Genomic DNA, 24,644 nt, shown 5'->3' with positions numbered 1-24,644 from the left:
GGCTTAGGATGGACGAAATCATTATCAGAAAAGGAAGAAAGGAAGACTTATCGGATGTACTCCGGTTAGTTTATGAATTGGCGGATTTTGAAAAGGCTCCGGATGCCGTTACCAACACCATTGCGGATATGGAAACGGATGGCTTTGGACCCCATCCTGTATTTGAATTTTATGTCGCGGAAGTAAACAAGGAAATTGCCGGCATTGCTTTGTATTACATCAAATACTCCACCTGGAAAGGAAAAGGATTGTATCTCGACGATCTCATCGTTACAGAAAAGCTCAGAGGAAAAGGCATCGGAAAAAAATTACTTGACGCTTTTATGCTGGAAGCGCAAAAAGCTGACGCGAAACAGGTTCACTGGCAGGTGCTCGACTGGAACACTCCGGCAATAGATTTCTATAAAAAAGTCGGCGCCAGCATTGAAGCGGAATGGCTTGACTGTAAAATGAGCGATGAACAGATTTATAATTACAAACCCTGAAATGCAAAACATTTCAGCTTTTGTAATGCATTAATTTACCAGAATATTTAAAATCAAGATTCTCTTATTCTCCCTATGAAAGTTTTCAAATTCGGCGGTGCTTCGGTAAAAGATGCAGAGTCCGTAAAAAATGTTGCCTCAATACTTTCCCTTCATAAAAAAGAGCGTCTCATTGTGGTTATTTCCGCCATGGGTAAAATGACTAACGCGCTTGAAAAAGTTGTTCATGCTTATTATAATCAGGATCCTGAACTCAAAAATTATATTGACGAAATAAGAAAATTTCATTTTTCAATTGTTGACGATCTCGGCTTTCCGGAAAACCATTCACTACGCCACGATCTTGAAAATTGTCTTGTTGAAATAGATTGGGCGACTGAAGAACCTCCTTCCAGAGGTTATGGATTCTCCTATGATCAAATTGTTGCACAGGGAGAACTAATGAGTACAAAAATCATCAGTGCATACCTGAGCTCTTTTGGAATCGCGAATGCATGGCTGGATGTACGGGATGTTTTGCAAACAGACAATACTTACAGAGAAGCGAAAGTGAACTGGGAACTGACTGGTCAATTAATCCGAAACAGAATACCGCAATTGCATGCAGATAATAATATCATCCTCACCCAGGGATTTATCGGCGCTACTTCTGAAAACTTCACAACTACTCTTGGTCGCGAAGGTTCGGATTACACAGCGGCTATATTCTCCTATTGCCTGGATGCAAAAGAAATGATCGTCTGGAAAGATGTGCCCGGAGTTCTCAGCGCTGATCCTCGCTATTCTCAGGACTCAGTGAAGCTTGAGCAAGTGAGTTACCATGACGCCATCGAATTGACTTATTACGGAGCAACAGTTATCCATCCCAAAACCATAAAGCCACTCGAAAACAAACACATCCCTTTGCGTGTATGTTCATTCAAGGCTCCAAATGAAAAAGGCACCAGCGTTGGTAATTACCAGGCGACAAAACCTCTGGTACCTTGTTTCATTTATAAGCCATCTCAATTGCTGATATCAATTTCAGCGAAAGACTTTTCCTTCATCGCAGAAGCCAGCCTTCACAAAATATTCGGACTGTTCGCTGATCTGAAAATTAAAATTAACCTGATGCAGAATTCAGCCATCAGTTTTTCAGTTTGTGTGGATAATGATCCTTTTAAAATCCCTGAACTCCTGATCGAATTGCAGAAAGATTTCAGAGTGCTATACAACGAAGACCTGATGCTGGTGACCGTAAGACACTATTACCCTTCCACTATAGAACAACTGACAAAAGGAAAAAAAGTTCTACTCGAACAACGCAGTCGGCAAACAGCCCAGGTTGTTCTCAAAGAATTAAAATAATAAATTCTTACTGTCTGATTAAAGGCAAAGAAAGTCGAATTGCAGGTCCGGTGAGCTCCACAAAATAAAGCCCGGCTGCGATATCCAGGATGTTCAATTCAGCTTCCATTCCATCAATATCATCATAACGACTGATCACCTGTCCAGCAATATCATGGACAAGGATTGAACGTACAGCACCTGAACCCTTCCAGGTCAGTTTGCATTTTCCGGAAGTGGGATTTGGAAATAACTGAATTTCATATTCTGCAGCATAATCAGGAATCCCTACCGGACCGACATTTACAACCAGTGTATCTGAATATTCGCACTGCGAATCTGATTCAGTAACGATCACCAAACCTGTTCCCATTCCATGCCAGTTTACATAGATACTATCTCCACCATTCCAGGATGAAATAGTTCCACCGGTTACAGTCCAGGTATAAAAATGTCCGGGAATCTCCGCGACAGAATAACCTGCTCCATCAAAGGCATTTACCGAACTGCTTCCACTGATAACGGGAGCTGTAAACCCATGAAATGTAGCAAAGGTGAAAACGAGACTATCGCATCCATTTACATCATCCAATGTACTGATATACGTACCTGAAACAGTAATAGGTGTTCCATCAGGAAGTAAATATGTTTCTCCCTGGCAGGCATCCACATTGAATGAAAACGTAGGAGGCGGAATAACTGTAAGTACAAGTGAATATGAACTGTCGCAACCATTCACTGTCTGGAATGCTGTGACATACGTACCAGGAGTACTAACCACTGTTCCATCCGGAAGTGTAACTGATTTGCCCTGGCAAATAGATTGAGAAGTATTGCTTCTGAAAGTTGGGTAAACAGTAAGATTTGTAGTAATGGTTGAATCACATCCCCCTACAGCCGCCAATGTCACCACATAAGTACCTGATGTAGTAACCTGTTGTCCATCCGGAAGTGTAAAGAAATCCCCCTGACAGATCACTCCACTCTGCGAATTTGAGTAGTTCGGAAAAACAGATAAAACAGTAAGCACCGTAGAATCACATCCGGTTGGGGTCTGATACGTAATCGGATAATTTCCGGACTGGCTTACAACCTGTCCGTTCGGCAAAATGTATGAGTCTCCCTGACAAATCGAAGCATTCAGGGTGTTTACAATGGTTTGTCCAACAGAAAGGTTCACAGTGACCATCGAGTCACATCCGGCTGTAGTGCCAAGCATAACCGGGTACGTTCCGGCAGTAGTCACTACTTGTCCGTTCGGAAGTGTATAAGAACTTCCCTGACAAATGGATACATTATAGCTGACCGTAAAGACCGGGTTCACTGTGAGGTTAGTCGTAACAATAGAATCACATCCATTGAACGTTTGGAATGCCACAGGATAACTTCCAGCAGATGTTACAACTGTTCCACCGGGTAAAGTGTAGCTATCACCCTGGCAGATGGATGCATTTCTCGTAATATGATAAGCTGGATTTATTGTAAGGTTTGTAGTAATAACAGAATCACAACCAAAAATTGTAAACAATACAACAGGGTAGCTTCCGGCGGTATTTACAATCTGACCATTTGGTAAAACAAGATTTTCACCCTGGCAAATAGATTCGTTTCGTGTGATAGTATAAGTAGGTTTTACAACCAATGTAGTCGTGATGACAGAATCACAATTGTCTATAGTTTGCAAGGTGACAGGATACGTACCTGAAGTATTCACCGATTGACCATTCGGCAAAACAAAACTAGCACCCTGACATATCACTGCATTTCTCGACAATGAATATGTAGGGTTAATCGTAAGTGTTGTGGTCACTACCGAATCACAATTTGAAACAGAAGGAAGCGTTACAGGATAAATTCCCGCCGTTGTAACAGATTGTCCGTTTGGCAAAACAAAACTCGAACCCTGGCAGATAGAAGCGCTTCTGGAAACGCTGTAGGTAGGGTTAACAGTAAGTGTTGTTGTGATCAGCGAATCACAAGCTCCGGTGGTTTGTAAAAGTGTTGGAAACACTCCTGCTGTACTCACAACAGAACCATTCGGAAGTGTATAGCTGCTTCCCTGGCATATCGCAGCATTCCTGGATATAGAATAAGTAGGTTTAACTGTTAAATTAGTCGTGATCACTGAGTCACAATTCCCAACAGTTTGTAAAGTTACCGGATAAGTTCCGGCGGTACTTACCGACTGATTGTTAGGCAAAGTATAGCTGCTTCCCTGGCAAATTGATGCATTGATAGTAGACGAATAAGTTGGCTTCACCGCCAGAATGGTTGTAATGAGAGAATCGCATCCGTTTATAGTAGAGAGTGTAACCGGGTAAGTGCCAGCTGTTGTTACAATTGTACCATTGGGCAGAGTGTAATTTGTACCCTGGCAAACCGAAGCATTCACATTCGAACTATAAACTGGATATACAACAAGGTTGGTTGTAATCGTGGAATCACAACCGGTGACTGTTGGCAAAGTGACTACATATGATCCGGAAGTAGTCGCGGATTGACCGTTTGGCAATGTATAGCTGGCACCCTGGCAAATGTGAGCATTTTGTGTAATCGAATAAGTTGGCCGAATACTCAGAACAGTACTGATCACCGAATCACAACCATGAATTGATGAGAGTGTTACAGGGTAAGTTCCTGCTGAATTCACAAATTGCCCGTCAGGAAGTTGGTATGTGGTTCCCTGGCAAATAGACGCATTCACCTGGCTTGAGTATACCGGAGCAACAGTAATTTGAACAGCATCTGTACAGGTACTCACGCCATCATCTACTGTGACAGTATAAATAGTGAGTACGGATGGCGACACATCAATTGTTGCTGTAGTTTCACCTGTAGACCACGAATAGCCTACAAACACTCCGCTTACCCCCAGAGTCAGTTGTGCACCATCACAAATTGTAGTGTCTGATTGAGTAATTGTGACAAGACATCCTCCATCATGTGTTGATTGAATTTCACTACCCGGCTTGCCGATAATATTGGAACTTGTTAATAATCCCAATGTGATCAGGATTACAAACAAGCGGATCTTTTCAAATTTTAAAAAGAATGACATGATATTTACTGAATTTACAAGGCTTAGGGGATAAATTTATTGTTGCAAAGTACAAAAATCAGAAAAAAATCCGCTCTTAAAGTGAGAATATATTTTCAAATGTGAATGACACTACAATTGAGCATTCAAATCCGGTTTTCAACTTAAACTATGCATGCCATATGCATCAAATCCGTGTTAAGACTTCGGAATCAGCATGATTTTATCGAAAAGTACCCGGGATAATTTCTCATTGGATTCCATGGTCCAGCCGGCAATATGCGGAGATAAAATCACTTTTTCAGAATGAATGAGATATTGCCAGGTATCTGAATGTTCGAATTCAGAATTCCTTATCCTGAACTTCTCAAAAGAACTGTCTTCATATTCCAACACATCCAGACATGCTCCAAGTACTTTGCCGGATTTCAGATGCTTCACAAGATCCCTTGTTTCTACACAACCACCTCTGGCAGAATTGACGATATATATACTCTTCCTGAAACGGGAAATATATTCATCATTCACCATTTTCATTGTGTCAGACGCAAGTGGTACATGCAAACTAAGTACATCCGTTTCATTAAAGATTGTGTCCATGTCGGCTTCCTCTACACCTGCTGCCGAAAAACCTGATATGTACTTATCATAGGCAATTACACGGCAACCAAATCCGGCTAATTTCTTTGCAAAACTTCGGCCCATATTTCCGTATCCTATGATCCCTACAGTTTTCGATCCCAGCTCATGTCCGCGGTTTTCTTCACGCAACCACAATCCATCCCGAACTTGTTTGTCGGCAATTAAAAGATTGTTCATCAATGCCAGCAACATCCCGATCACATGCTCTCCTACAGCATCCCTGTTACCTTCCGGTGAATTGAGACAAAGAATATTCTTCGAGCTTGCATATTTAACATCTATATTTTCCATTCCTGCTCCTGCACGGGCAATGAAACGCAGTTTCCTGGCGGCATCCAAAACTTCCCTGTCAATTATTATTCTACTGCGAATGACAATTCCGTCGAAATCCGGTATCAACTTTATTATTTCTTCACGAGATAAAGTGTATCCTTCAGCACAGTCAAAACCCTCAGCAGTGAGTGATTCCCACAATAGAGGATGAACCGTATCAATAAACAGTACTTTCATTTAAAAAGATCTTTAAATTATGTGTGCTGAATTTTTGCAATTGCATTTGTCAAGACTACAAAGTCCTGCCAGCTTAGTCGCTCGGCTCTTAATTCCAGGAATGGAAGGTCTGACATCTTATTTTTGTCTACCATTGCAGACAATGCATTACGTAAAGTTTTTCTTCTCTGATTGAATGCAACTTTGACCACTCGTTTAAACAACTTCTCATCACAATCCGGTTTGAAACCGGGCTTTAAAACAAAATGTAAAATCGCTGATTTTACTTTTGGTGGTGGCTGGAAATCTTCCTGATTGAGAACAAATAACAATTCAACATCATAATACATCTGCATCAAAACACTCAGAATTCCATAATCCCTGTTTCCCGGGCCAGAGGCAATTCTTTCGGCAACTTCTTTTTGAAACATACCTACTACTTCGGGGATGTGATCCTTAAACTCAAGAACCCTGAAAAGAATTTGAGTAGAAATATTATAAGGGAAATTCCCGATGATGGCCACCGGCTGATCAAACTTCTTCAGCAAATCAAATTGCAAAAAATCTCCTTCAATGATCCTGTCCTGTCTGAATGGAAAATGCTCACGCAAATAACTGATCGATTCCGGATCAATGTCAATCAGGTAAGTTTCGTATTCTTTGTGCTCAAATAAAAATTGCGAAAGGATACCCATACCCGGACCAATCTCCAGAACATACTTGTAATTCCCTTCAAGAGAATCAACAATTTTCTTTCCGATTTCGGGATCTTTCAGAAAATGCTGACCGAGATGTTTTTTAGCCCTTACCTGATGCATGGTGTGAAGTTACGGAATCAATAGCTGAGCATGAACATTCTTTAGAATTTATACTTGTCATAATCCGGACTGAACTCCATTGGAGTAATTACAGGATCCAGAACAAAACTTAAAAACTCATATTGCTCATACAAACCGGATTCATCATATACTTCCTGCTTTAAAGGGAGCCAATGGATCCGATCAATGGTAAATATTATTTTCCGACAATAAAAATTAGGGATGCGAATCACCTGACCGGGTTGTACATCGTCATAATTTTTTGCAGCAGGATTTAAAAGCAAAATTGAAAAATCATTGAGATGCAGCTTCAGTGCAATCGATGTTATGTTTTCGCCAATTTTTACTGTATAATCGAGGGTCTTGTAATCTGTGTAATCAAATGTTAAGCGGATACAGGATCTTTTTTCCCAGGTAACAGTGTCTAAAATATTCAGATATGAATAAAAATCCGGTCCGAGTTGTTTGGTATAATAACCAATCAGGTTCATCAGGTAGTCAAATCCAAGTTCATGAACAGTATGATGCGTTTCCTTTCTTATCAGTGCTGAATATGGACTGAGTTTCAGATTTACATAAGGGAATCCATTCGGGTTGATCAGCATCTTCTCCTCCATCAGATTTTCCCTCCACAATGCTTCCGCTCCGGGATTTGGATAGATACAGTACAAATAAAGATTTCGTGGGTGAGTTTGCTGTTTCACCAAAATCTCACTTTCATGCAATTGCCCGTCCCTTAAACGCTCCGTTGATTTCAAAATAAATGTACCCGTCCGCATCGACTTACAGGCAGCAATCATGTTGTTTACGATCAGACGCTCCCTGCTTTCCTGAGCCTGACTATAAGAATACTTAAAAACGAATAAAAAAAGCAGAAAGAAACGCGTCATTGAATCACTTCTAGCAATGTGCGAAAAGCAACAAATTTATCTTTGTACTTCTTGTTGTGTTCGTCGCGAAGCGCGGGAGCAAACTCCTTTTCATATCGTTCATAAACGGAAAGTGATTCACACGTATATTGTATCGAATACGTTTGTCCGCCCGAATCTTCATCTCCCATCACTTTCAAGATGGAACTTTTACTGAACATTCCTGTTTTCAGAACATCAGGAATATGTTTATCGCGCATCCATTTCAGCCATTCTTCGCCGACTGAATTGTCAATATTCACAGTAACGTTATAAATAATCATAATTGAATTGATTCGTAAGCTTGAATAAAAATTAATTCAGCACATCGCCACGCAAAGCACGAAAACGTTTTCGTGCTTCCACGACAAACAAACTGCCGGGATATTTTGTCAGAAGTTCCTGATACAATTCCATTGCTTTCGCAGAATCTTTAAATTTATTTTCCATTAATTCCGCACGGTGAAACAATGCATCATCGGCAAGAACATCTTCTCCATATTTTTCAACGATTTTCTGGTAGAGGCTATCTTCCGATTTCCAATCGTGTTTAGCATCCATAATTCTGGCCGCTTTATACCAGGCCTCATCAGTAAGTGAATGATCCGGGTATTTTGCCAGGAGTGTATCCAGTATTGCCAGCGCCTCATCATTTCTATTTCTGAAGCTGAGTAAGTCCGCTTTAGAATACAACATCAAAGCATCCATAGTAGAATCGAGACCAATATTATCCTGGATGAGCAGTGAAAGTGATAATGCATCGTTAGCGATTAGTTGCGAAGTGGCCGATTTCAATACATCCAACTGAGCCTGCGCCCATAAAAAATCTCCACGGAAATAATCCAAACGTGCACTCCGGAATTTTGCATCCTGACCTAAAACGTCATGCTTAAAATCTTTATCCACCTGAGCATACAAAAGATCTGAATCCCAAACATTCCCTTCAAACAAAAGTATATCACCCAACTCCAGCTTACATTCTGCCTGCGTTTGCTTCGAGATTCCATTGAAATCAATGGTCTGTTCCAGATCGGCAATCGCTGAATCCGCACGATCCAGATAGAATGCGCGCAGGTGAGCCAGACCCCTCACTAATCCCGCTGTCCTGGCTGAACGACCCAATTCCGACAACGTTGATTCGTAATCCTTTTCCAGTTTCTCTAAGTCGGAACTTGTAAAATTATTTTCTTCTGTAATCTTCTTGTTGTATGTATTGAGCAATTCCATCTTCGCCGGAATGTAGTTTGGATTCATTACCCCTTTGTCAACAACATACTGATAACAATTGATCGCGGCGGAATAATTCTGATTCGAAGCGGCCAGACTTCCGAGTGAAAGTACCCGGGAACCATCTTCCTTCATTCTTTTGTCGAGAGCTTTGGCTTGAATATAGGCCGACTCAAAATCTTTCTGTTGAACAAAAAGCCAGATGAGCATTTCTGAAAAAATAGGTTGATCAGGACTTCTTTGAATCCTTCTGAGCAGTGAGGTTCGTAAGAGATCGCCGCGATTATTTTCAGGATCATAGCCAACTCTGGCTTGCAGAATATTAAGAACCTGTTGCTGAACCATCGGATTTTCTTCAACAGCGTCGAGGTACTCATTGATCATCGCGGTATAATCACCTTTCTGATAATACACCTCCGCGACTTCGAAATTGAAACTGTAACGCTCGCGTAATAATTTTTTTCCTTCGATATACGTCGCAAGAGCATGATCCCAATCCTGTCGCATCGAAAATGCATTTGCCAACGACAAAATCATTCCCTGATCCGGACGAAGTAATTTTATGGTGCGTTCAAACTGATCATTCGCTTTTTGTTCCTGACCCGATGACAAATACACAAAACCAAGATCAGCACCATAGCTTAAATTATCCGGCTGTTTCTTTGAAATCTTTCGTACCAGTTTTTCTGCCTTGTCATAGGACTTCATCGAAAGGAGACAACGGAGATAATTTGGATAAGTACCGAAAGGATCCCTATCGAATAGCTTATCGTATAACTCAGCTGCCTTGTCGTATTCCGCATTATTGAGATACTGATCCGCCAGTTGACGCTCTTTTCCGGTTTGTGCAATGAGAGCTCCGGACGAAAACATGAAACTGAATAGCAATAAAACTATTCCTTTGTGTAAAAAACACCTGTTGAATAGCCATGATTGTTTTTTCAGTATCATCATTCGTGATAGATTTAGATTCCGGTTTTTCAATTGATAATGTCAAATCCCGTATAAGAACGGATCGCATCAGGTATATGAACGCCATCTGCACTTTGATTATTTTCTAAAAGTGCAGCAACTATTCTCGGTAAAGCCAGGGCGCTGCCATTCAGCGTATGCGCCAGAGCCGGTTTTTCACTTCCCGTACGGTAGCGCAATTTCATTCGGTTGGCCTGGAAGGTTTCAAAATTGGAAACACTGCTTACCTCCAGCCATTTTTGCTGAGCCGCTGAAAAAACTTCAAAATCGTAAGTCAGGGCGGAAGCAAAACTCATATCTCCACCACACAATCTCAAAATCCGGAAAGGCAACTGCAACGCCCTTAACAATCCGGCAACATGCTCCACCATCGCATCCAGTGTTTCATAGGATTTTTCAGGGTGCTGCACCTGTACAATTTCAACTTTATCAAATTGATGCAAACGATTTAATCCACGCACATCTTTTCCATAGCTACCTGCTTCTCTTCTGAAACAAGGAGTGTAAGCGCAGAGCATGACCGGCAGATCTTCACCTTTTACAATTACATCTCTGTAAATATTGGTAACCGGAACTTCAGCTGTTGGAATAAGATAAAAATCATCCAGCTGTACATGATACATCTGTGCATCTTTGTCAGGAAGTTGTCCGGTTCCATATCCTGAATCCCTGTTCACCAGGATCGGTGGCTGGATTTCGCGGAATCCTGCAGCTGTCGCCTTATCCAGAAAATAATTGATGAGCGCGCGCTGTAATTTCGCTCCTTTTCCTTTGTAAACAGGAAACCCTGCTCCGGTAAGTTTTACGCCCAGTTCAAAATCAATAATATCGTATTTGGATGCCAGCTCCCAATGCGGCTTTGCATCTGCATGTAATTTTGGAATAGCACCTTCCTGATGCACCACTTCATTGTCTTCAGGTGTCCTGCCGGAAGGAACCATTTCAGATGGGAGGTTCGGCAATTTCACAAGCTCCTGTTGCAACTGAAGTTCGGTCGCGCTTAACTTTTCACTCAGTTCCTGAGATGAAGTTTTTAATGCCGCACTTTTGTTTTTGAGATCATCACCTTCTGCCTTCTTTCCACTTTTATACAAATCTCCAACCTGCTTGGCGAGCACATTCTGCTGATTCAAAAGGCCATCGAGTTCATTCTGGATTTTTCTTCTATCCTCATCGATGGATAAAATAAGGTTCACAAGTTCTTTCGCATCAAAGTTTTTGACTGCAAGTCTTTCGATGACAAATTCCGGTTTCTCACGGAGGACACTGATCTGAAGCATAGAATGGATATAAGAAGAGGCAAAAATACGTTTTTGCCTCCTCATTCCATGCTGACCACAGGATGTTTTTAGCCTTGTTTCCAACCTTTTTTGAAACCCTTTTCCAGGTATTTCAAACGCTTATCTCCTTGAGTATATTTTTGGGCTGCTGTTTTCCAGTCTTTCCCTCCGGTAATCCCCTTTTCTTTGAGCCCCAATTGAATCCCCAACCGCTCCAAACCGGCTTTGTAATTGGAGGACGAATAAGCTCTGGATAACAATTGCCGATACAAAACAAGAGCCTTATCATATTCCGACTTCGAAGTATATTGATCTGCCAGAAACATCAGAAAATAATTATTGCATTTGGAAACAGCGAAATCGTCTATGCCCGCATGTTTCAATCCAAATCCTGATACCGAAAACTGGATAAAGTAGCTTCCCGCTTCAAGATAACGGTCAATCATCTCCTGGTAGCGCTTTTGGCTCTGATAATCAAATACTTGATGAATCAGTGTCTGATAGGTAACCGCTGGCAGAATGCTGTCCCGGATGGACTGAATACCTCCGTCATTCAGACTGCACATTACATTATCCTGTAAAAATTTAGTGGCTTCCCGAATTTTTTCATCGGCTTTAAAATAATCGAGGAGTATCAATTGATTCTTAACCTCGGAAAACATTGAATCGTAAGTAACCTGAGCATTCTGACACTCCTGGGAGAATATTCCTGTTTTTAGATCCTGAAATGACTTAACTACTTCTGAATCTTCCTGAAGATTATACTTCTTTTGAAAAGCAATCGCCTCATTGGAAATTTTACGGGCTCCTGCAAGATCGTTCTGAGATGCTTTGTCAAGTCCTTCCCTGATCATTTGAAGGACCAGTGGCTTGGCAGAACTCCTTTTCAATTCATTGATTTCATTTACCGGTACGAGTGAAAACTGTTGTTGCAAGGAAGACGCTTCTTCATATTTTTTAAGAGCAGAATTGTATTGACGTTCAGAAAAAAGTGATTTTCCCTCCAGGATTAAATTGTCATATCTTTTTTGACGAACCCCTTTCCACATGTCCAGTGCTTCATTCGCGGAAAGCACATCATTCGGATAATCCTTCTGAAAACGTACAGCCTTCGATAAAATATTTTCCGCTTGTGCAAGATCCCCATTCTGGTAACTGGATTTAGCTTCGTCCAAATAGCCCTGATAAATCCCGGTCCGTACCTTTCTGAATCCTTCATCAATCCGGCTATCGCAAATCACACCGCCAACAGAAACACACATATGATTTGCCTTGACTAAATAATCAAGTGCTTCCCTCAAATGGCGTGACTGATACTGGCGATCGGACTGACTCAGATAATTCTCATATATAGATTTTGCAAGATTGGTTGTCATTCGGCGAGTCTCCGGATCAGGATCCATTTCACGGATAATATCCAGCACCCGGCACTCTGCTTCGTTGACATAACCGTCTTCATAATCTATCTCAGCTAATTGGTATGCTGCAGGAGCAAAACGAGGGTTCTCCATTAGCGATCTTCTAAAAGCTGATTTTGCGGATTCCTTGCGGCCCCTTGAGAGCAAATCAATTCCGATATTATAAAAATGAATATAAAGGTTAGCCTTGGTATTCATCAATCGTATCCTCATGTCATCGGCTTTGCGCTTCAGATCCTGCATCCTGTCCACAAAATGAATCGGATCTGTAGTGAAAAGATCCAACTGACCGGGAAAATTGTAGACGTCGAGGTTTACAATTTGTTGATCAACATTTCCGAGCATCCCAAGGCTGGCATCCAATTGACCGATATCCTCAGGGTGGATTGATGCTAAGTTCAGATAAAGCTGTTGTAATGTTGCATCAGCTGAATAGTAATTTTGAATCATCGCAAGGCGATCCCTGAGTTTTCCAAATGTATTTGGAGCAAATAAAAATTCAACCTGAGTCACATCCACTTTTAGAGTATTCGATCCTGAGTCTGCATAGGCAAAAGAAGCGTCACCTGTTTTTCCACTTTGGATTGCAAGCTCTTTTCGGATTCCGGGAGCAGCGTCACCGCCTAAGTTTATTGGAACATGAATTGCCATTTTTACCGTTACAGGCATGAGCATTTCCGTTAAATCAAATCCCCTGTTTTTTAATTCCCGGGTGATACGGATACCCGAAAAAGTTGCACTTGCAATACATTCTGTTCTTCCTATGCGCGAGATTTCTTTTAATAGGTCATATTCCAGGGGTATTTCACTGTAGGAACCGGGCCGCATACCTTGAGCCTGGGCCAGTAAAGCAAGTACCTGATTTACCTCCGCAGATCCTGATTGCTGATACCGAAACGTATAAGTCAAATGTTTTTGTTCCCTGTAAATGACTCTTGGCTGGCCCTGAAGGCTATACAGCATGAAAAATAATAAAGAAGAAGCGAGGAGTTTTTTCATAAAATAGAATGGTTATTTGCCAGAGCAAATACTATACCGCTCAAAAGTACAATTTCCTTCAATAGTTCATTTGGCAAAATACAATTACAAATTTTGTATTTTTAGGGCAAGAGAAAATACAATTCAAATCCTACAAATATGCTGAGTCCTGCTACATTCCGATTTTTGAAATCAATTAAAAAAAATAATAATAAAGACTGGTTCGACAAAAATAAGGATGCATACCTGGCTGCTAAAGACGATGTTGGCACTCTGGTAAATGAAGTGATCGCCGAATTGGTAAAATTCGACAAAACGCTGGCCGGACTGTCAGCCAAGGATTGCGTTTTCAGAATTTACAGGGATGTCAGATTTTCAAAAGATAAACGCCCATACAAAACAAACATGGGTGCAAGTATCAATGCGGGAGGAAAAAAAGTAATGATGCCCGGATATTATCTGCATCTGGAACCAGGTAATTCTTTTCTGGCAGGCGGACTCTGGATGCCCCCGGGTGATCAGTTGAAAAAAATACGACAGGAAATCGATTATAATGGCAAGGATATTAATAAAGTGATCAGCAATCCTGCTTTTAAAAAATACTATGGAACTTTTGATCAGTCCTATAAATTAAAAACGACTCCCAAAGGGTATCCCAAAGAACACAAAGACATTGAATTGCTAAAATTAACAAGCTTCATTGTTTGGCATCCTTTCAAGGACACCGAAGTGCTCAATAAAAATTTTGTAAAAGAAATCGGTAAGGGCGCAAAAATCATGGCTCCTATGCTGAATTTTCTGAAAGTTGCGATTAGCTGATAAATTTAAAATCCACTATCAACAGCTACCGATACCACATATCCAGCATTATTCACTATTTACTCTTCACCCTTCACTAAAAAAAATCCCGCACCGTTACCGGTGCGGGACGAGGTTCATCTACCACAATGAAACCTCATTTTACTTAACCAAAACAATTCACGGGGGCATTCAACAATAAACAACTCTTTTCAACTCTTCGTATCCAGTACACTGAGATCATGCATGTCAAGTAATCCACAACCTTCGCAATCACTCAGAAAAGAACCTGCAGTTCCGCTCAGGTGAATAGAACCACATCCCAGAACCTCCGATTTAATTTTTAAAGCACGAACGTCGAGATTCACAATCGCGCCTTTGTCTACTTTAATACTGAGAATATCCGTATTGATGTATCCATAAGCTTCGACAAGCGAATTCCCTTTAACATACAGTAAGGTAAGATCATCCACATTGATCAGGATTTCTGTTCTCTTGCCGTCCACATCATAATTGTTGGTTTGCAAAATGTACAAAGTGTCGTTGCGAAGATATGTAGTCATATTCAACAGCTGATCCTTTGTACCGGTAAGCGACAAACCGGGTGCTTCATCCTGAACAAGCGTAATTTTAGCATTGCCCTCCATCACAATGGCGTGATATGGCTGAGAAGTACGAACTTCAGTAATGATTGCTGAAGAATCAGAAGCAAAAGAAAGTGCAGGCATAACGAACCCGGCAACAATTGCGAATAGTCTTTTTACATGTTTCATTTTATCAGGTTTTGTGGATTTAACTCTTTGGGGTTATGAGTTATTTCCGGGTGAGAGGTGTATAATTTATTTCTTGAATTACGTATGCAAATTAACGGCGACGGAAACGCTTTTGGTTCAGCAATGTTGCTCAACTGTAGATTTAGACGGATGAAACGTTGGGATTACTACAGCCTTAACATTTAATTATGATTTGCCACGGGTTTGTTAACATAATTTCAGAAATACCAATCCGATTAAAGAGATGAATCAGCAAACAAACCGTTCTGTAAAGCTTCAAATTCCTCCGCTGATAGAATTTCACGGCAAAGATTTAAAAGCGCCTCAAATGCCTGCGGCGGTGCAGTGACCTGGATTTGGGACATCATATGCAAACGTTCAAATGGCTCTATGGAAGGAATCATAAAACGCGCAACAAGCATTGAGTCAGCAGGAGTAAGACTTCCGATAATTGCCGCGGTCATACCCATGATTTCATCATCAGAACACAACTCATAAAACAAATTGGTCATAACAATCTCTTCCATTTGCATATGCATCAGGTAACCACTGATGAATTTATTAATGGCATAATAAAAGTTCCAGTAAATATCTCTGCGAATTTCAGGAGTTGCATCTAATAGTGAACTTAGCTGCAGCTTTAATCCTTCGATTTCTCCATGAATTTGAACATGCTCTTCCTCATTATGTCTGGTAGAACCCGGTTTTTTCATTTCAAGCAAAGGCAAAGAATATACATCCTCCATGTGGCCATGCATGTCGAGGAGATGTACCAATTCATCAAACCTGTCTTTCATTACTTTCCGGGAGGGTGCCTGTTCAATGTCCAAACGGCCAAGCGTATAGGCAAAATCAAACATTGCTTTACGAATCGCTTTGTGAATGTTCCGGTAAACATCCGGACGAGAGAAATTTGTCATTTGTCTTCTTTTTAGGGGTTAATAATTTATTCCCCAAAAATGACAAGACCTAAATGTCTACAAAAGTAAATTCAGATGAAACGTAGAAAAAGACGGATGAAACGGATGGATTTAGGATTGCTGATTGCTGATTGTTGATTTTAGATTTTAGATTGATGATTGTTGCGGAGATTATCCGGGCTTATCTTTCTCCACACAACAAATTATCATTGCGTATCAAATCAATCTAAATTCAAAAAGCTACAATCTAAAATCAATGTCACTCTCCCAGCCACTCCTTAAAATCTCCCGCACGCTCGCGGCTTACAATTACTTCTTCATCCGGCTTGGGTTTGATGGTTACTTTCAGCTTTCCATTGAACCAGGTATGAATTTCATCAATGCAAATTGAATTGAGAATATACTGACGATTGGCTCTGAAAAAATGCCTTGGATCCAGCTGCTGCTCCAGCTCATCGAGCGTGTAATCCATCGCGAATTTATTATTCTCCTTTGTCCGCATAAACACAATCTTATCTTCGGTAAAAAAATAAGAAATTGATTCTGATCCGATGGGCATGAGTCGTTGTCCGGATTTTACCAGAAACCGGTTACGGTACTTTTCACCGTGTTGCTGTGCAACGAGCGTTTCAACCAATCGCTCTATACTTTGTTGCTGAGTCCCTGATTTTTTATCCTCTGCCACAGATTGTTTTCTCAGGTTTTTAAATTTATCCAATGCAACTTTCAATTCTTCAGGCTTTATGGGCTTCAGGAGATAATCAATACTGTTAACTTTGAACGCTTTCAAGGCGAATTCATCGTAAGCCGTAGTAAAAATGACCGGGCACTGAACATCTACCCTGGAGAAAATTTCAAAACTCTGTCCATCGGCCAGTTCAATGTCCATGAAAATCAAATCAGGACAACCATTTCTTTTGAGCCATTCCACTGAGCTTTCGATGCTGTCGGTCATTCCGATACAACACATATCCGCGTCAATTTCGAAAAGCATTTTTTTTAACTTCTTCGCGGCGAGATCTTCATCTTCAACCAATAAAATATTCAATTGCTGACTCATTTTATAACTGGATTGAGGGTTGTGAACTTGGCGGTACTTCGCGTTTTAATGATAATCCTGCTTCGAATGGATCATATGGCATTTGCGGACTGATCAATGGCAATTTAACCTGGAAATTATCATCTGTGCTTCTGATGATCACCTCAGACTGATTCAACAACTTATACTTTGAAGTAATATTTGCAAGCCCCATTCCTCCACTTGGGACAGATTGTGTCTTCTTCTGCAAATTGTTATCCACCATCAGATTTCCCAGAGCATCTGTAGAAATACGGATAATCAAAGGTTTGTTAGTAGAAACCACGTTATGCTTGACTGCATTTTCCACAAGGATTTGAAGTGTTAAGGGCGGAATAAGGAAATCACGAAAACTCGGAAACACATCCACCACCAGTTTTACACCATTTCCGAACCGTGTTTGCAAGAGAAAATAATAAGCCTGAATAAATTCGAGCTCTGCACTTAGTGTAGTCAACTCCTTCTCATTGGTTTGCAAAAGATAACGATACACCCTCGACAATTCAGCGATGAATTGAACCGCTTTTTCTTTGTCTTCTTCAACAAGTGAGCTCAGTGAATTCAAACTATTGAACAGAAAATGAGGATTCACCTGGTTCTTGAGCGAGTCAAACTGACTTTGAAGATTTGCCTTTCTAAGCTGCTCCATTTCTGAAAATGATTTTCTCCATTGATTGAAAAAATAAAGGGATTCATAAATACCGGTAATGATCAAAGCATAAAACATATTCATTCCGAAACTATACAGGTACTCAAAAATCACAGGATGATCCTGAGGTGTATCACCCATGTTGTAAAAATCCACTCCGGAAATAAATTCAACTTTTAAGAGTGAAATGGCTAGGGTGGCAGCTGTCACATAGATTCCAAGATTTATTATCCGCTTTCTTGTATTCAGAATTCCCGGAAACTTCTTTCGAACCAGCAAAATCACAAAACGTGTGACTTCCCAGGAAATAATAACATAAGCGGTGCTTAGTAAAAACACTTTCAAAAACGGAATGTGCTTAACATGTACAAGATCGAGGTAGAAGAAAATATTCAGGAATAAATTCAGAATAGTTATTCCACCTATCCGAAGCCACTTATCATTGAGTTTTTCCATCGTTTAATGTGCTATGAGTGGTAAAACAACCTTGAACTGATCCCTGGTCTCCTGAATCACAACTTCCGGCTGATTAAGTAATTTGTATTTCGCTGAAATGTTCGCAAGACCAAGTTTTCCGGAAGGTACTTTTTGAATTTTTTTCTGTAAATTATTCATGACACACAAATTGTCCTTGTCGTCTGTATACACTTTTATACATAAAGGTTTTGAAACGGAAACCTGGTTGTGTTTCACAGCGTTTTCAAGCAGAATCTGCAAAGTAAGCGGTGGAATACTATTCACAAAATACGATGATTCTACATCGATTTCCAATTTCACACCTTCCCCAAATCTGGTTTGCAGTAAAAAAAAGTAAGCCTTGGCAAATTGCATTTCATTTTCAAGGGATGTAAGCTTGCTTTCATTATTCTGTAGCAGATATCTGTATACTCTTGACAATTCATCCACAAAAACAAGTGCTTTTTCCTTATCTTCTTCAATCAGGGATGAAAGGGTATTCAAACTATTGAATAAGAAATGAGGGTTTACCTGATTTTTGAGAGCATCCAACTGACTCTGCAGATTCTCCTTTTTCAATTCCTGGGCTTCCAAAAATGAAACTTTCCATTTGCGGAAAAAATAAATTGCTTCATAGGTACCACCAACCATCACTACAAAAACCATGTCCATAACATAATCGTGAATGATAACATCAGTGCTCACCTGGTGATGCCAGATATTAAGCTGGTTCAGTAGAAAACTGGTCCCGAATGAAATAAAAGAAGTAACAACAGCGAAACAAAGCAGTGATAACAAAATCCGTTTTCCCGTATGGGCTACATCCGGATATCTCTTCCGTACCTGCAACATCACTTTCCTGTTTGACTCCCAAATCAGAATTGTAATGGTGAGCGATACAACGAACGCCGTCAGCATCGATACATGATAGGTGGTACATGCATCCCTGTAAAAAACATAAGCTGCCAGTACGGCGACAACCGGAATACCGATCATCCTGAACAAGGAATCGTTCAGAAAATAATCCGGATTGTGTGTTTGTCTTTGCATCTTAGTTTCTTTGAAGCGCTTTCCTGATTGAGAATAGATGCATTGCAAAAGCCACCGGCACTACAAATCCCGGCAACCATACAAATGGAAAATATGCGATCATCGTATTGGCCGGGCCTTCTGTAAAAATACGAAAAGGTAAAGGTGTTGATAAAATCGCGACTGCAACAATATTTCCCAGCATGATCAGACCGAATATATTCCAGGCAATGATTCCGGACTTCGATTTAAATTTTCCTTTGGCAATCAGATAAGCTACGGGCAAAGCTGTAATACCAACCAGCACATCAAAATTCCTTCCTTCAAAGGTCATTTGCTGTCCAATTACACCTTCAAGGAACAATCCCCAAAGAATCAACTCCATGAAAATCCGAAACGATTGAATGTAAACCAGCCAGTGAGTAGGCACTGATTCAAGAAATTTACTGAAACGAGGTGAAAAGAATAGTATAAATATTCCAATCAAAGGCGGAACAATCAAAACAAGAAAATGCGGAGGCATGGAAGTCCAGTTATCCAGAAAATGCATACCGGATAATTGCTTTAATCCCATTAACCAAACAATTAATACAGCTCCAACTTTTAAGGTTCCTTTCCTTGCGTGAATTTGCTCCTCCCCTCTTTTCAATCGAATCATTTTAACAGCCCACACAATAAGAGCGAACAAAATAAAGGTCAACAACACAAAACTAATTTCCAATAAGTTTGAAATTTCTGCTTTCATCTATGAATTAATTAAAAAGTTAAACGGTACTGCGGTATCGGGAAAAATCCAATCTGGTATTCCGTGATGGTCTTACCTGTCTTCGTGTCAAAATGTTCCTGCCAGATATTTTTTGTATTGAATATATTGTCAAAGTCAATTGAAAACTCATGCGTTGACTTCTTTTTATTCACTGTATATCCAATTTTCAAATCAGTACGGAAATAATCTTTCCTCCGATTCTCGTAAGCATGAATTTCATCGTACCTGGTTTCCTGGTACAGAACGGATTCAGCCAGATCAATCGGCAGATATCGTTTACCGCCGGCATAAGTCGTTTTGAGATTAACGCCGAAAACATTTTTTCCCTTTACTTTCCACTCTTTTCCTGCAAGTATATTCACCGTAAAATTTCCATTGAATGCGGTATTCCGCTCTTTTCCATCACTGCCTTTGTACTTCGATTCATAAAGGGAACCGGTGAAGAGATAATAATATCCATGACTATAAAATTTTTCAACCGTTAGTTCCAGCCCATAATTTTTACCTGTACCGGTATTTACCAGACTGTCGACTCTTCCAATTCCGAAATCCGCTCCTTCATTCAGGATAGAATACCAGTTTGCTTTTGTCTCCACAGGGACATTGTACAAATCCTGATAATAGGCCTCCAGTTTAATACGCATGTCCTTTTTGAAAGACTTGTCAAATGCGAGAACAAACTGGTTACTCTTTGTCATCTCGAGATTACGATTCGTTTCGACATAAGAACCATCACTAAGATAAGAACGAACCAGATACGCAAACATGGGTTGCAACTGGCTATGCATTCCGGCACCGGCACTAATGGAAGAACCTTCCCTGATTTCCCAACGCAGACCGGCTCTTGGTTCAATAGCATAGGTATTGTTCAGGCCAAAATCTTGTCCGTGAACACCGGCTGTCAGTGCCAGATGATCGCTAAACTTGTGCTGCAATTGAACAAATCCCTGATAGAGATTACTGCCTTTGCTGAAGTTACTGTATTGCTCCCAATGATCATATTCATAGCCGCTGTCATGATAAGCGTACTCATAATGATTAATAGTGAAACCAATTTTCAAATAATCTTTACTTGAAAATTTTTTATTCCAACTGTAATCAAAAGTATATTTCTGTTGATTTGAATTATTCCGGTAATATGGCACAGGTGAATTGTCAAGAACAGAAATCGAATCAATCTTGTACTTTTCACCTGCTGATGAGACGGAAAGATTTAATTTTGAATAGGTCGTCGAATTGAAAAAATATGTGTGTTGCAATCCAATCACACCCATGTTATTTCCAAAATAACCATCCTGACGCCGCTCTCCATCGTATAAATTTGTCTGTGTAGTATCTTTCTCTTTGTCCAGAACTTCCACATAACTTTTTCCACCGATTCCATACAATGCGAATTTGCCGACCTTCTTTGTTGGAACATTCACATTGAAAGAAAGATCCTGGTATTCCGGAACTGCAGTTCCCGTACCAAAGTTTATTCCCAAAGCTTTGAAGACACCCAATGTGGAATAGCGGTAATTGATAAGGTAAGAGGCACCACCTTTTTTTCCAATCGGGCCTTCAGCACCCAATTCAAAACCATTGAATCCAACTTGTCCAAGAAATTCCGTCTTTTCATTATTTCCAGATCGCATTTGTAAGTCAAAAACTCCTGCAAGAGCGTTGCCATATTCTGCAGGGAATGCTCCTGTGAGAAAATCAGATTTGTCAAGTAAATTATTATTGAGGATACTCACCGGACCACCGGTTGTTCCAAGAGAACCAAAGTGATTCGGATTTGGAATTTCCATCCCATTCAAACGCCATAAAACTCCCAAAGGTGAATTTCCACGAATGATGATGTCATTGCGAGCGTCAGAAGTGCTGCTTACTCCTGCATAATTTGCTGCCATCCTGGAAGGGTCATTCAAACTACCTGCATAACGTGAAGTTTCTTCTACAGTAAAAGACCGGGCACTAACAGTTGCCATTTCATTATTGGTCTTGTCTTTTTCACGCTCAGAAACAATTGTAATTTCTTTGCCTTCGATAACAGATTGTTCGAGTTCAATAGTTAGTACGACTTCTTTCCCCGAAGTCACGACAGTAAACAAAGTAACTTCCTTGTAACCGATCATAGAAACCTTCAGCATTTGTCGGCCTAATGGAACATGTTCCAAACGAAAATTTCCATTGAGATCGCAGGCGGTGCCTTTGAATTCAGTACTATCCAATAAACGCACTGCTGCACCGATTAATGTTTCGTGACTTGCCTTGTCGATCACCGAACCCCGGATTGTCTGAGATGGTAATTGAGCAAAAACCGAAGATTTGATGATCAAGAGTAAAATCAGAAGTACTGAATTCCTTTTCATAGACCTAAAACAAATTAAGCTTGAATTTAAGCACAAAATAAACCCAAAAACCGGTTACACATAGAGTGCTATAACTGAAACGTATAAAAAACAGTGTGAAGGGTAAAAAGTAAGGATTGAAATTACTCAAAGGGGAGCAGAAAACCGGGGAATTTCCAGGGTTCAACAGAAAAGGCTTAAAAACAAAAAACTCTCCTAAAACCAGGCAAATTTTGCGGCTTTAGAAGAGTAAAAATGCAGTTTTTTAGAATTTATCAGAAGCCCTGTTCGTCAGCACTTGGACCGTAACTCCCCGGGATTGGAATGTCCAATAGGCGAAGATAAACTCCCATTTGTGCCCGGTGATGTACTATCTGAGAAAAGGTTATTCTAATAAATTCAGCCTTGGAAGTTTTCTGATAAATGATATCACCCTCTCGCAGAGCCCAGGTATCATCCAGCTGACTTTCTTTGGCTGCGGCCAAACTTGTTGTCCCTTCTTCCAGACATTTCTGAGCATAGGTCAGCAACTCTGCAGTTGAATTGATCACAACCGGATGATATGGATTAGATGCAAAATCAAGTTCAGGGCTTGTCAGAATCATTTTAACCCAGGTTGGAAGCTCAGCAATATGTGTGGCTAATTGCCGGATGGTCATACTTTTGGTATGTGGCCTCCAATCGTACTTGTCATCAGGAATTTGCTTGAGCATCTTTTGCGTAGTTTCAGCTTCCTGATTCATTTCCTTTAATAACATTTCCAGAATTTTCATTTTCTTTTTTTGACAAAGTAAATGACAGCGACTGACAACCCTATGGCAGTCTGTTTTCGGAATGAAAATAATTTTCAAATATTATTAATAATCAACCGGAAGTTTTTTCATGTAATCATTCAGATCCATGTGTTTGGAAATACTGAATTGTTCCCTTGTATCTTGCAGATCAACTATCCTCTTGACTTTAAAATCTCTGTATTCCCCGGTCTTATGACACCAGGCAATAAGGTGCCAGCTCATCGCATAAAAAACCAATCCAATCGGTTCTACCAATCTCTTGCTTACCTCTTCCTTCGCATTTTTATATTTTATGGAAAGTTTAGTTCCGGAGATGATTGAATTCTGAATCGGACTCAAATATTCAAATCCATTATTGAAACAATCCGGGATCTGAATTCGCATTGTCCTGCTTAGCTTTTCAACTTTTTCCTTTTGCCCGGAATGCAAGACCGCTTTTACCTTGTTTAGAGCGGATGCATAATGTTTCTGAATTGACTTATCCGCAAATCCCAAAGCAATTGCTTCCATCAGCAGTAATGAATTGGCTTCTTCAGAACTAAAAGAGACTGGAGGGAGAAAATATCCATGAATAATAAAATATCCTTTGGTTGCTTCAAAGCTAACAGGTATACCCGATTCGGCAATCGCTTTTACATCACGGTATACTGTACGAATACTGATTCCAAATTTTTCAGAGATCAATTCCGCTTTTGTAAATCTGCGCGATTGAAGCAGTGTCAGGATTCCGAAGAGACGATCGATACGGTTCAAGAGGAGTGTGAGTGTGAGTGTGGGTGTGAGTGTGAGTGTGAGTGTGAGTGTGAGTGTGAGTGTGGGTGTGGGTGTGGGTGTGGGTGTGAGTGTTTATTTTCTGGATTGAAATACTGATTATATTGAATGTAAAATTAACTAAATTTACCTGAGGTAAAATGCAATCATGGATGCTTAATTTCAGATTCTGAAATATTCATATTTTGATCTGCTTCATTCTACAAGTGCCAGTATCTATTTCATTCAATCATTACAACATGGCAAAGGCTATCATTCAAACGGTTCGCTTCAAGAATCAAATTGCAGAGCAATTGTACTCCATGTATCTTAATTCAAAAGAACACAGCTTATTAACCGGTGGCGGAAAAGCAAAAATTTCAGAAAAAGCAGGTACTGCATTCAGTGCATGGGATGGCTACATCTCAGGAAAAAATCTGCTGCTTGTGAAAGGCAAACTGATTGTTCAAAGCTGGCAGGCTGCGGATTGGGAAGACTTGAAAGTTCCTTCTGTTTTGGTTTTACAATTTGATCAGGATGGGAAGGATGCCTTGATCATTATGACTCACACAGGTGTACCGGCAAACCATATTCAGGGAATTACAAAGGGATGGATGGAATATTACTGGAAGCCCTGGAGAGCTTATCTTAAAAATTCAGGAAAATAATCAGAAAAAATATTCCAGGAAAAAATCGATTTTAGAAGATTCAATTCATC

The 24,644-nt window shown here is 40.3% G+C and carries 21 protein-coding genes; 4 read left to right on the top strand and 17 right to left on the bottom strand.

The annotated features are described in order from the left end of the window. The first annotated feature begins 8 nt into the window (after nucleotides 1–8). Nucleotides 9–485, top strand: coding sequence for a GNAT family N-acetyltransferase (locus IPP86_08955; protein MBL0138644.1), 477 nt, complete (start codon nucleotides 9–11; stop codon nucleotides 483–485). A 75-nt stretch (nucleotides 486–560) separates the two neighbouring features. After that, nucleotides 561–1,832: an aspartate kinase gene (locus tag IPP86_08950; protein ID MBL0138643.1), complete on the top strand. Its 1,272-nt coding sequence runs from the start codon at nucleotides 561–563 to the stop codon at nucleotides 1,830–1,832. Between the two features lie 7 nt (nucleotides 1,833–1,839). Here the strand turns inward: IPP86_08950 and IPP86_08945 are convergent, their stop codons facing one another. The 8 genes from IPP86_08945 to IPP86_08910 all read right to left on the bottom strand — a co-directional run bounded on the left by IPP86_08945 (nucleotide 1,840) and on the right by IPP86_08910 (nucleotide 13,601). Further along, on the bottom strand, nucleotides 1,840–4,869 hold the full coding sequence (locus tag IPP86_08945) for a T9SS type A sorting domain-containing protein (GenBank protein ID MBL0138642.1): 3,030 nt from the start codon (nucleotides 4,867–4,869) through the stop codon (nucleotides 1,840–1,842). A 177-nt stretch (nucleotides 4,870–5,046) separates the two neighbouring features. Further along, on the bottom strand, nucleotides 5,047–6,000 hold the full coding sequence (locus IPP86_08940; protein MBL0138641.1) for a hydroxyacid dehydrogenase: 954 nt from the start codon (nucleotides 5,998–6,000) through the stop codon (nucleotides 5,047–5,049). A gap of 17 nt (nucleotides 6,001–6,017) precedes the next feature. After that, nucleotides 6,018–6,797 (bottom strand): 16S rRNA (adenine(1518)-N(6)/adenine(1519)-N(6))-dimethyltransferase RsmA, encoded by a 780-nt coding sequence (gene rsmA / locus IPP86_08935; protein ID MBL0138640.1) that lies wholly within the window; start codon nucleotides 6,795–6,797, stop codon nucleotides 6,018–6,020. A 41-nt stretch (nucleotides 6,798–6,838) separates the two neighbouring features. Then, nucleotides 6,839–7,687: a DUF1571 domain-containing protein gene (locus IPP86_08930; GenBank protein ID MBL0138639.1), complete on the bottom strand. Its 849-nt coding sequence runs from the start codon at nucleotides 7,685–7,687 to the stop codon at nucleotides 6,839–6,841. Beyond that, nucleotides 7,684–7,989 carry a DUF4286 family protein gene (locus IPP86_08925; protein ID MBL0138638.1) on the bottom strand — a complete coding sequence of 102 codons (306 nt, stop codon included), beginning with the start codon at nucleotides 7,987–7,989 and terminating at the stop codon, nucleotides 7,684–7,686. Before IPP86_08925 ends, IPP86_08930 begins: the two co-directional genes overlap by 4 nt. Nucleotides 7,990–8,020: 31 nt before the next feature. Then, entirely contained in the window at nucleotides 8,021–9,886 is a 1,866-nt protein-coding gene (locus tag IPP86_08920; GenBank protein MBL0138637.1) for a tetratricopeptide repeat protein, read from the bottom strand. Between the two features lie 26 nt (nucleotides 9,887–9,912). Then, nucleotides 9,913–11,184, bottom strand: coding sequence for a serine--tRNA ligase (gene serS / locus IPP86_08915; GenBank protein MBL0138636.1), 1,272 nt, complete (start codon nucleotides 11,182–11,184; stop codon nucleotides 9,913–9,915). 68 nt (nucleotides 11,185–11,252) lie between these two features. After that, nucleotides 11,253–13,601, bottom strand: coding sequence for a hypothetical protein (locus IPP86_08910; GenBank protein MBL0138635.1), 2,349 nt, complete (start codon nucleotides 13,599–13,601; stop codon nucleotides 11,253–11,255). A 138-nt stretch (nucleotides 13,602–13,739) separates the two neighbouring features. Between IPP86_08910 and IPP86_08905 the strand changes: the two genes are divergently transcribed. Then, nucleotides 13,740–14,399 (top strand): DUF2461 domain-containing protein, encoded by a 660-nt coding sequence (locus tag IPP86_08905; protein MBL0138634.1) that lies wholly within the window; start codon nucleotides 13,740–13,742, stop codon nucleotides 14,397–14,399. 191 nt (nucleotides 14,400–14,590) lie between these two features. Here IPP86_08905 and IPP86_08900 read toward each other — a convergent pair whose 3' ends face one another. From IPP86_08900 to IPP86_08860, 9 genes are all read right to left on the bottom strand, one after another. Next, nucleotides 14,591–15,151, bottom strand: a complete 561-nt coding sequence (locus IPP86_08900) for a DUF2807 domain-containing protein (protein ID MBL0138633.1) — start codon at nucleotides 15,149–15,151, stop codon at nucleotides 14,591–14,593. 236 nt (nucleotides 15,152–15,387) lie between these two features. Further along, nucleotides 15,388–16,071 (bottom strand): hemerythrin domain-containing protein, encoded by a 684-nt coding sequence (locus tag IPP86_08895; protein MBL0138632.1) that lies wholly within the window; start codon nucleotides 16,069–16,071, stop codon nucleotides 15,388–15,390. A 259-nt stretch (nucleotides 16,072–16,330) separates the two neighbouring features. After that, the gene (locus tag IPP86_08890) at nucleotides 16,331–17,119 is read right to left on the bottom strand and encodes a response regulator transcription factor (protein MBL0138631.1); all 789 of its coding nucleotides are present in this window, start codon (nucleotides 17,117–17,119) and stop codon (nucleotides 16,331–16,333) included. Nucleotides 17,120–17,132: 13 nt separating this feature from the next. Further along, on the bottom strand, nucleotides 17,133–18,254 hold the full coding sequence (locus tag IPP86_08885; GenBank protein ID MBL0138630.1) for a histidine kinase: 1,122 nt from the start codon (nucleotides 18,252–18,254) through the stop codon (nucleotides 17,133–17,135). A 3-nt stretch (nucleotides 18,255–18,257) separates the two neighbouring features. Next, nucleotides 18,258–19,304, bottom strand: coding sequence for a histidine kinase (locus IPP86_08880; GenBank protein MBL0138629.1), 1,047 nt, complete (start codon nucleotides 19,302–19,304; stop codon nucleotides 18,258–18,260). 1 nt (nucleotide 19,305) lies between these two features. Continuing rightward, nucleotides 19,306–20,028 (bottom strand): hypothetical protein, encoded by a 723-nt coding sequence (locus IPP86_08875; protein MBL0138628.1) that lies wholly within the window; start codon nucleotides 20,026–20,028, stop codon nucleotides 19,306–19,308. An 11-nt stretch (nucleotides 20,029–20,039) separates the two neighbouring features. Beyond that, the gene (locus IPP86_08870; GenBank protein MBL0138627.1) at nucleotides 20,040–22,403 is read right to left on the bottom strand and encodes a TonB-dependent receptor; all 2,364 of its coding nucleotides are present in this window, start codon (nucleotides 22,401–22,403) and stop codon (nucleotides 20,040–20,042) included. 254 nt (nucleotides 22,404–22,657) lie between these two features. Then, on the bottom strand, nucleotides 22,658–23,155 hold the full coding sequence (locus IPP86_08865) for a DinB family protein (protein ID MBL0138626.1): 498 nt from the start codon (nucleotides 23,153–23,155) through the stop codon (nucleotides 22,658–22,660). Nucleotides 23,156–23,239: 84 nt separating this feature from the next. Further along, the gene (locus IPP86_08860) at nucleotides 23,240–23,929 is read right to left on the bottom strand and encodes a WYL domain-containing protein (GenBank protein MBL0138625.1); all 690 of its coding nucleotides are present in this window, start codon (nucleotides 23,927–23,929) and stop codon (nucleotides 23,240–23,242) included. A 257-nt stretch (nucleotides 23,930–24,186) separates the two neighbouring features. Here IPP86_08860 and IPP86_08855 point away from each other — a divergent pair, with 257 nt between their 5' ends. Next, entirely contained in the window at nucleotides 24,187–24,594 is a 408-nt protein-coding gene (locus IPP86_08855) for an SRPBCC domain-containing protein (protein ID MBL0138624.1), read from the top strand. The last annotated feature ends 50 nt before the right edge of the window (nucleotides 24,595–24,644 follow it).

The sequence above is a fragment of the Bacteroidota bacterium genome (assembly GCA_016720935.1).
Lineage (GTDB): Bacteria > Bacteroidota > Bacteroidia > AKYH767-A > 2013-40CM-41-45 > JADKJP01.
Note: the sequence above shows the minus strand (reverse complement) of the source record. Positions and strands in the feature narration are given on the sequence as shown.

Excerpts from the sequence above, each read along its gene's own strand:
- serS (MBL0138636.1), bottom strand. The coding sequence starts at position 11,184 with ATGCTTCAGATCAGTGTCCTCCGTGAGAAACCGGAATTTGTCATCGAA.
- IPP86_08930 (MBL0138639.1), bottom strand. The coding sequence starts at position 7,687 with ATGACGCGTTTCTTTCTGCTTTTTTTATTCGTTTTTAAGTATTCTTAT.
- IPP86_08950 (MBL0138643.1), top strand. The coding sequence starts at position 561 with ATGAAAGTTTTCAAATTCGGCGGTGCTTCGGTAAAAGATGCAGAGTCC.
- IPP86_08865 (MBL0138626.1), bottom strand. The coding sequence starts at position 23,155 with ATGAAAATTCTGGAAATGTTATTAAAGGAAATGAATCAGGAAGCTGAA.
- IPP86_08900 (MBL0138633.1), bottom strand. The coding sequence starts at position 15,151 with ATGAAACATGTAAAAAGACTATTCGCAATTGTTGCCGGGTTCGTTATG.
- IPP86_08870 (MBL0138627.1), bottom strand. The coding sequence starts at position 22,403 with ATGAAAAGGAATTCAGTACTTCTGATTTTACTCTTGATCATCAAATCT.
- IPP86_08895 (MBL0138632.1), bottom strand. The coding sequence starts at position 16,071 with ATGACAAATTTCTCTCGTCCGGATGTTTACCGGAACATTCACAAAGCG.
- IPP86_08955 (MBL0138644.1), top strand. The coding sequence starts at position 9 with ATGGACGAAATCATTATCAGAAAAGGAAGAAAGGAAGACTTATCGGAT.
- IPP86_08875 (MBL0138628.1), bottom strand. The coding sequence starts at position 20,028 with ATGAAAGCAGAAATTTCAAACTTATTGGAAATTAGTTTTGTGTTGTTG.
- IPP86_08855 (MBL0138624.1), top strand. The coding sequence starts at position 24,187 with ATGGCAAAGGCTATCATTCAAACGGTTCGCTTCAAGAATCAAATTGCA.
- IPP86_08940 (MBL0138641.1), bottom strand. The coding sequence starts at position 6,000 with ATGAAAGTACTGTTTATTGATACGGTTCATCCTCTATTGTGGGAATCA.
- IPP86_08945 (MBL0138642.1), bottom strand. The coding sequence starts at position 4,869 with ATGTCATTCTTTTTAAAATTTGAAAAGATCCGCTTGTTTGTAATCCTG.
- rsmA (MBL0138640.1), bottom strand. The coding sequence starts at position 6,797 with ATGCATCAGGTAAGGGCTAAAAAACATCTCGGTCAGCATTTTCTGAAA.
- IPP86_08905 (MBL0138634.1), top strand. The coding sequence starts at position 13,740 with ATGCTGAGTCCTGCTACATTCCGATTTTTGAAATCAATTAAAAAAAAT.
- IPP86_08880 (MBL0138629.1), bottom strand. The coding sequence starts at position 19,304 with ATGCAAAGACAAACACACAATCCGGATTATTTTCTGAACGATTCCTTG.
- IPP86_08920 (MBL0138637.1), bottom strand. The coding sequence starts at position 9,886 with ATGATGATACTGAAAAAACAATCATGGCTATTCAACAGGTGTTTTTTA.
- IPP86_08925 (MBL0138638.1), bottom strand. The coding sequence starts at position 7,989 with ATGATTATTTATAACGTTACTGTGAATATTGACAATTCAGTCGGCGAA.
- IPP86_08885 (MBL0138630.1), bottom strand. The coding sequence starts at position 18,254 with ATGGAAAAACTCAATGATAAGTGGCTTCGGATAGGTGGAATAACTATT.
- IPP86_08910 (MBL0138635.1), bottom strand. The coding sequence starts at position 13,601 with ATGAAAAAACTCCTCGCTTCTTCTTTATTATTTTTCATGCTGTATAGC.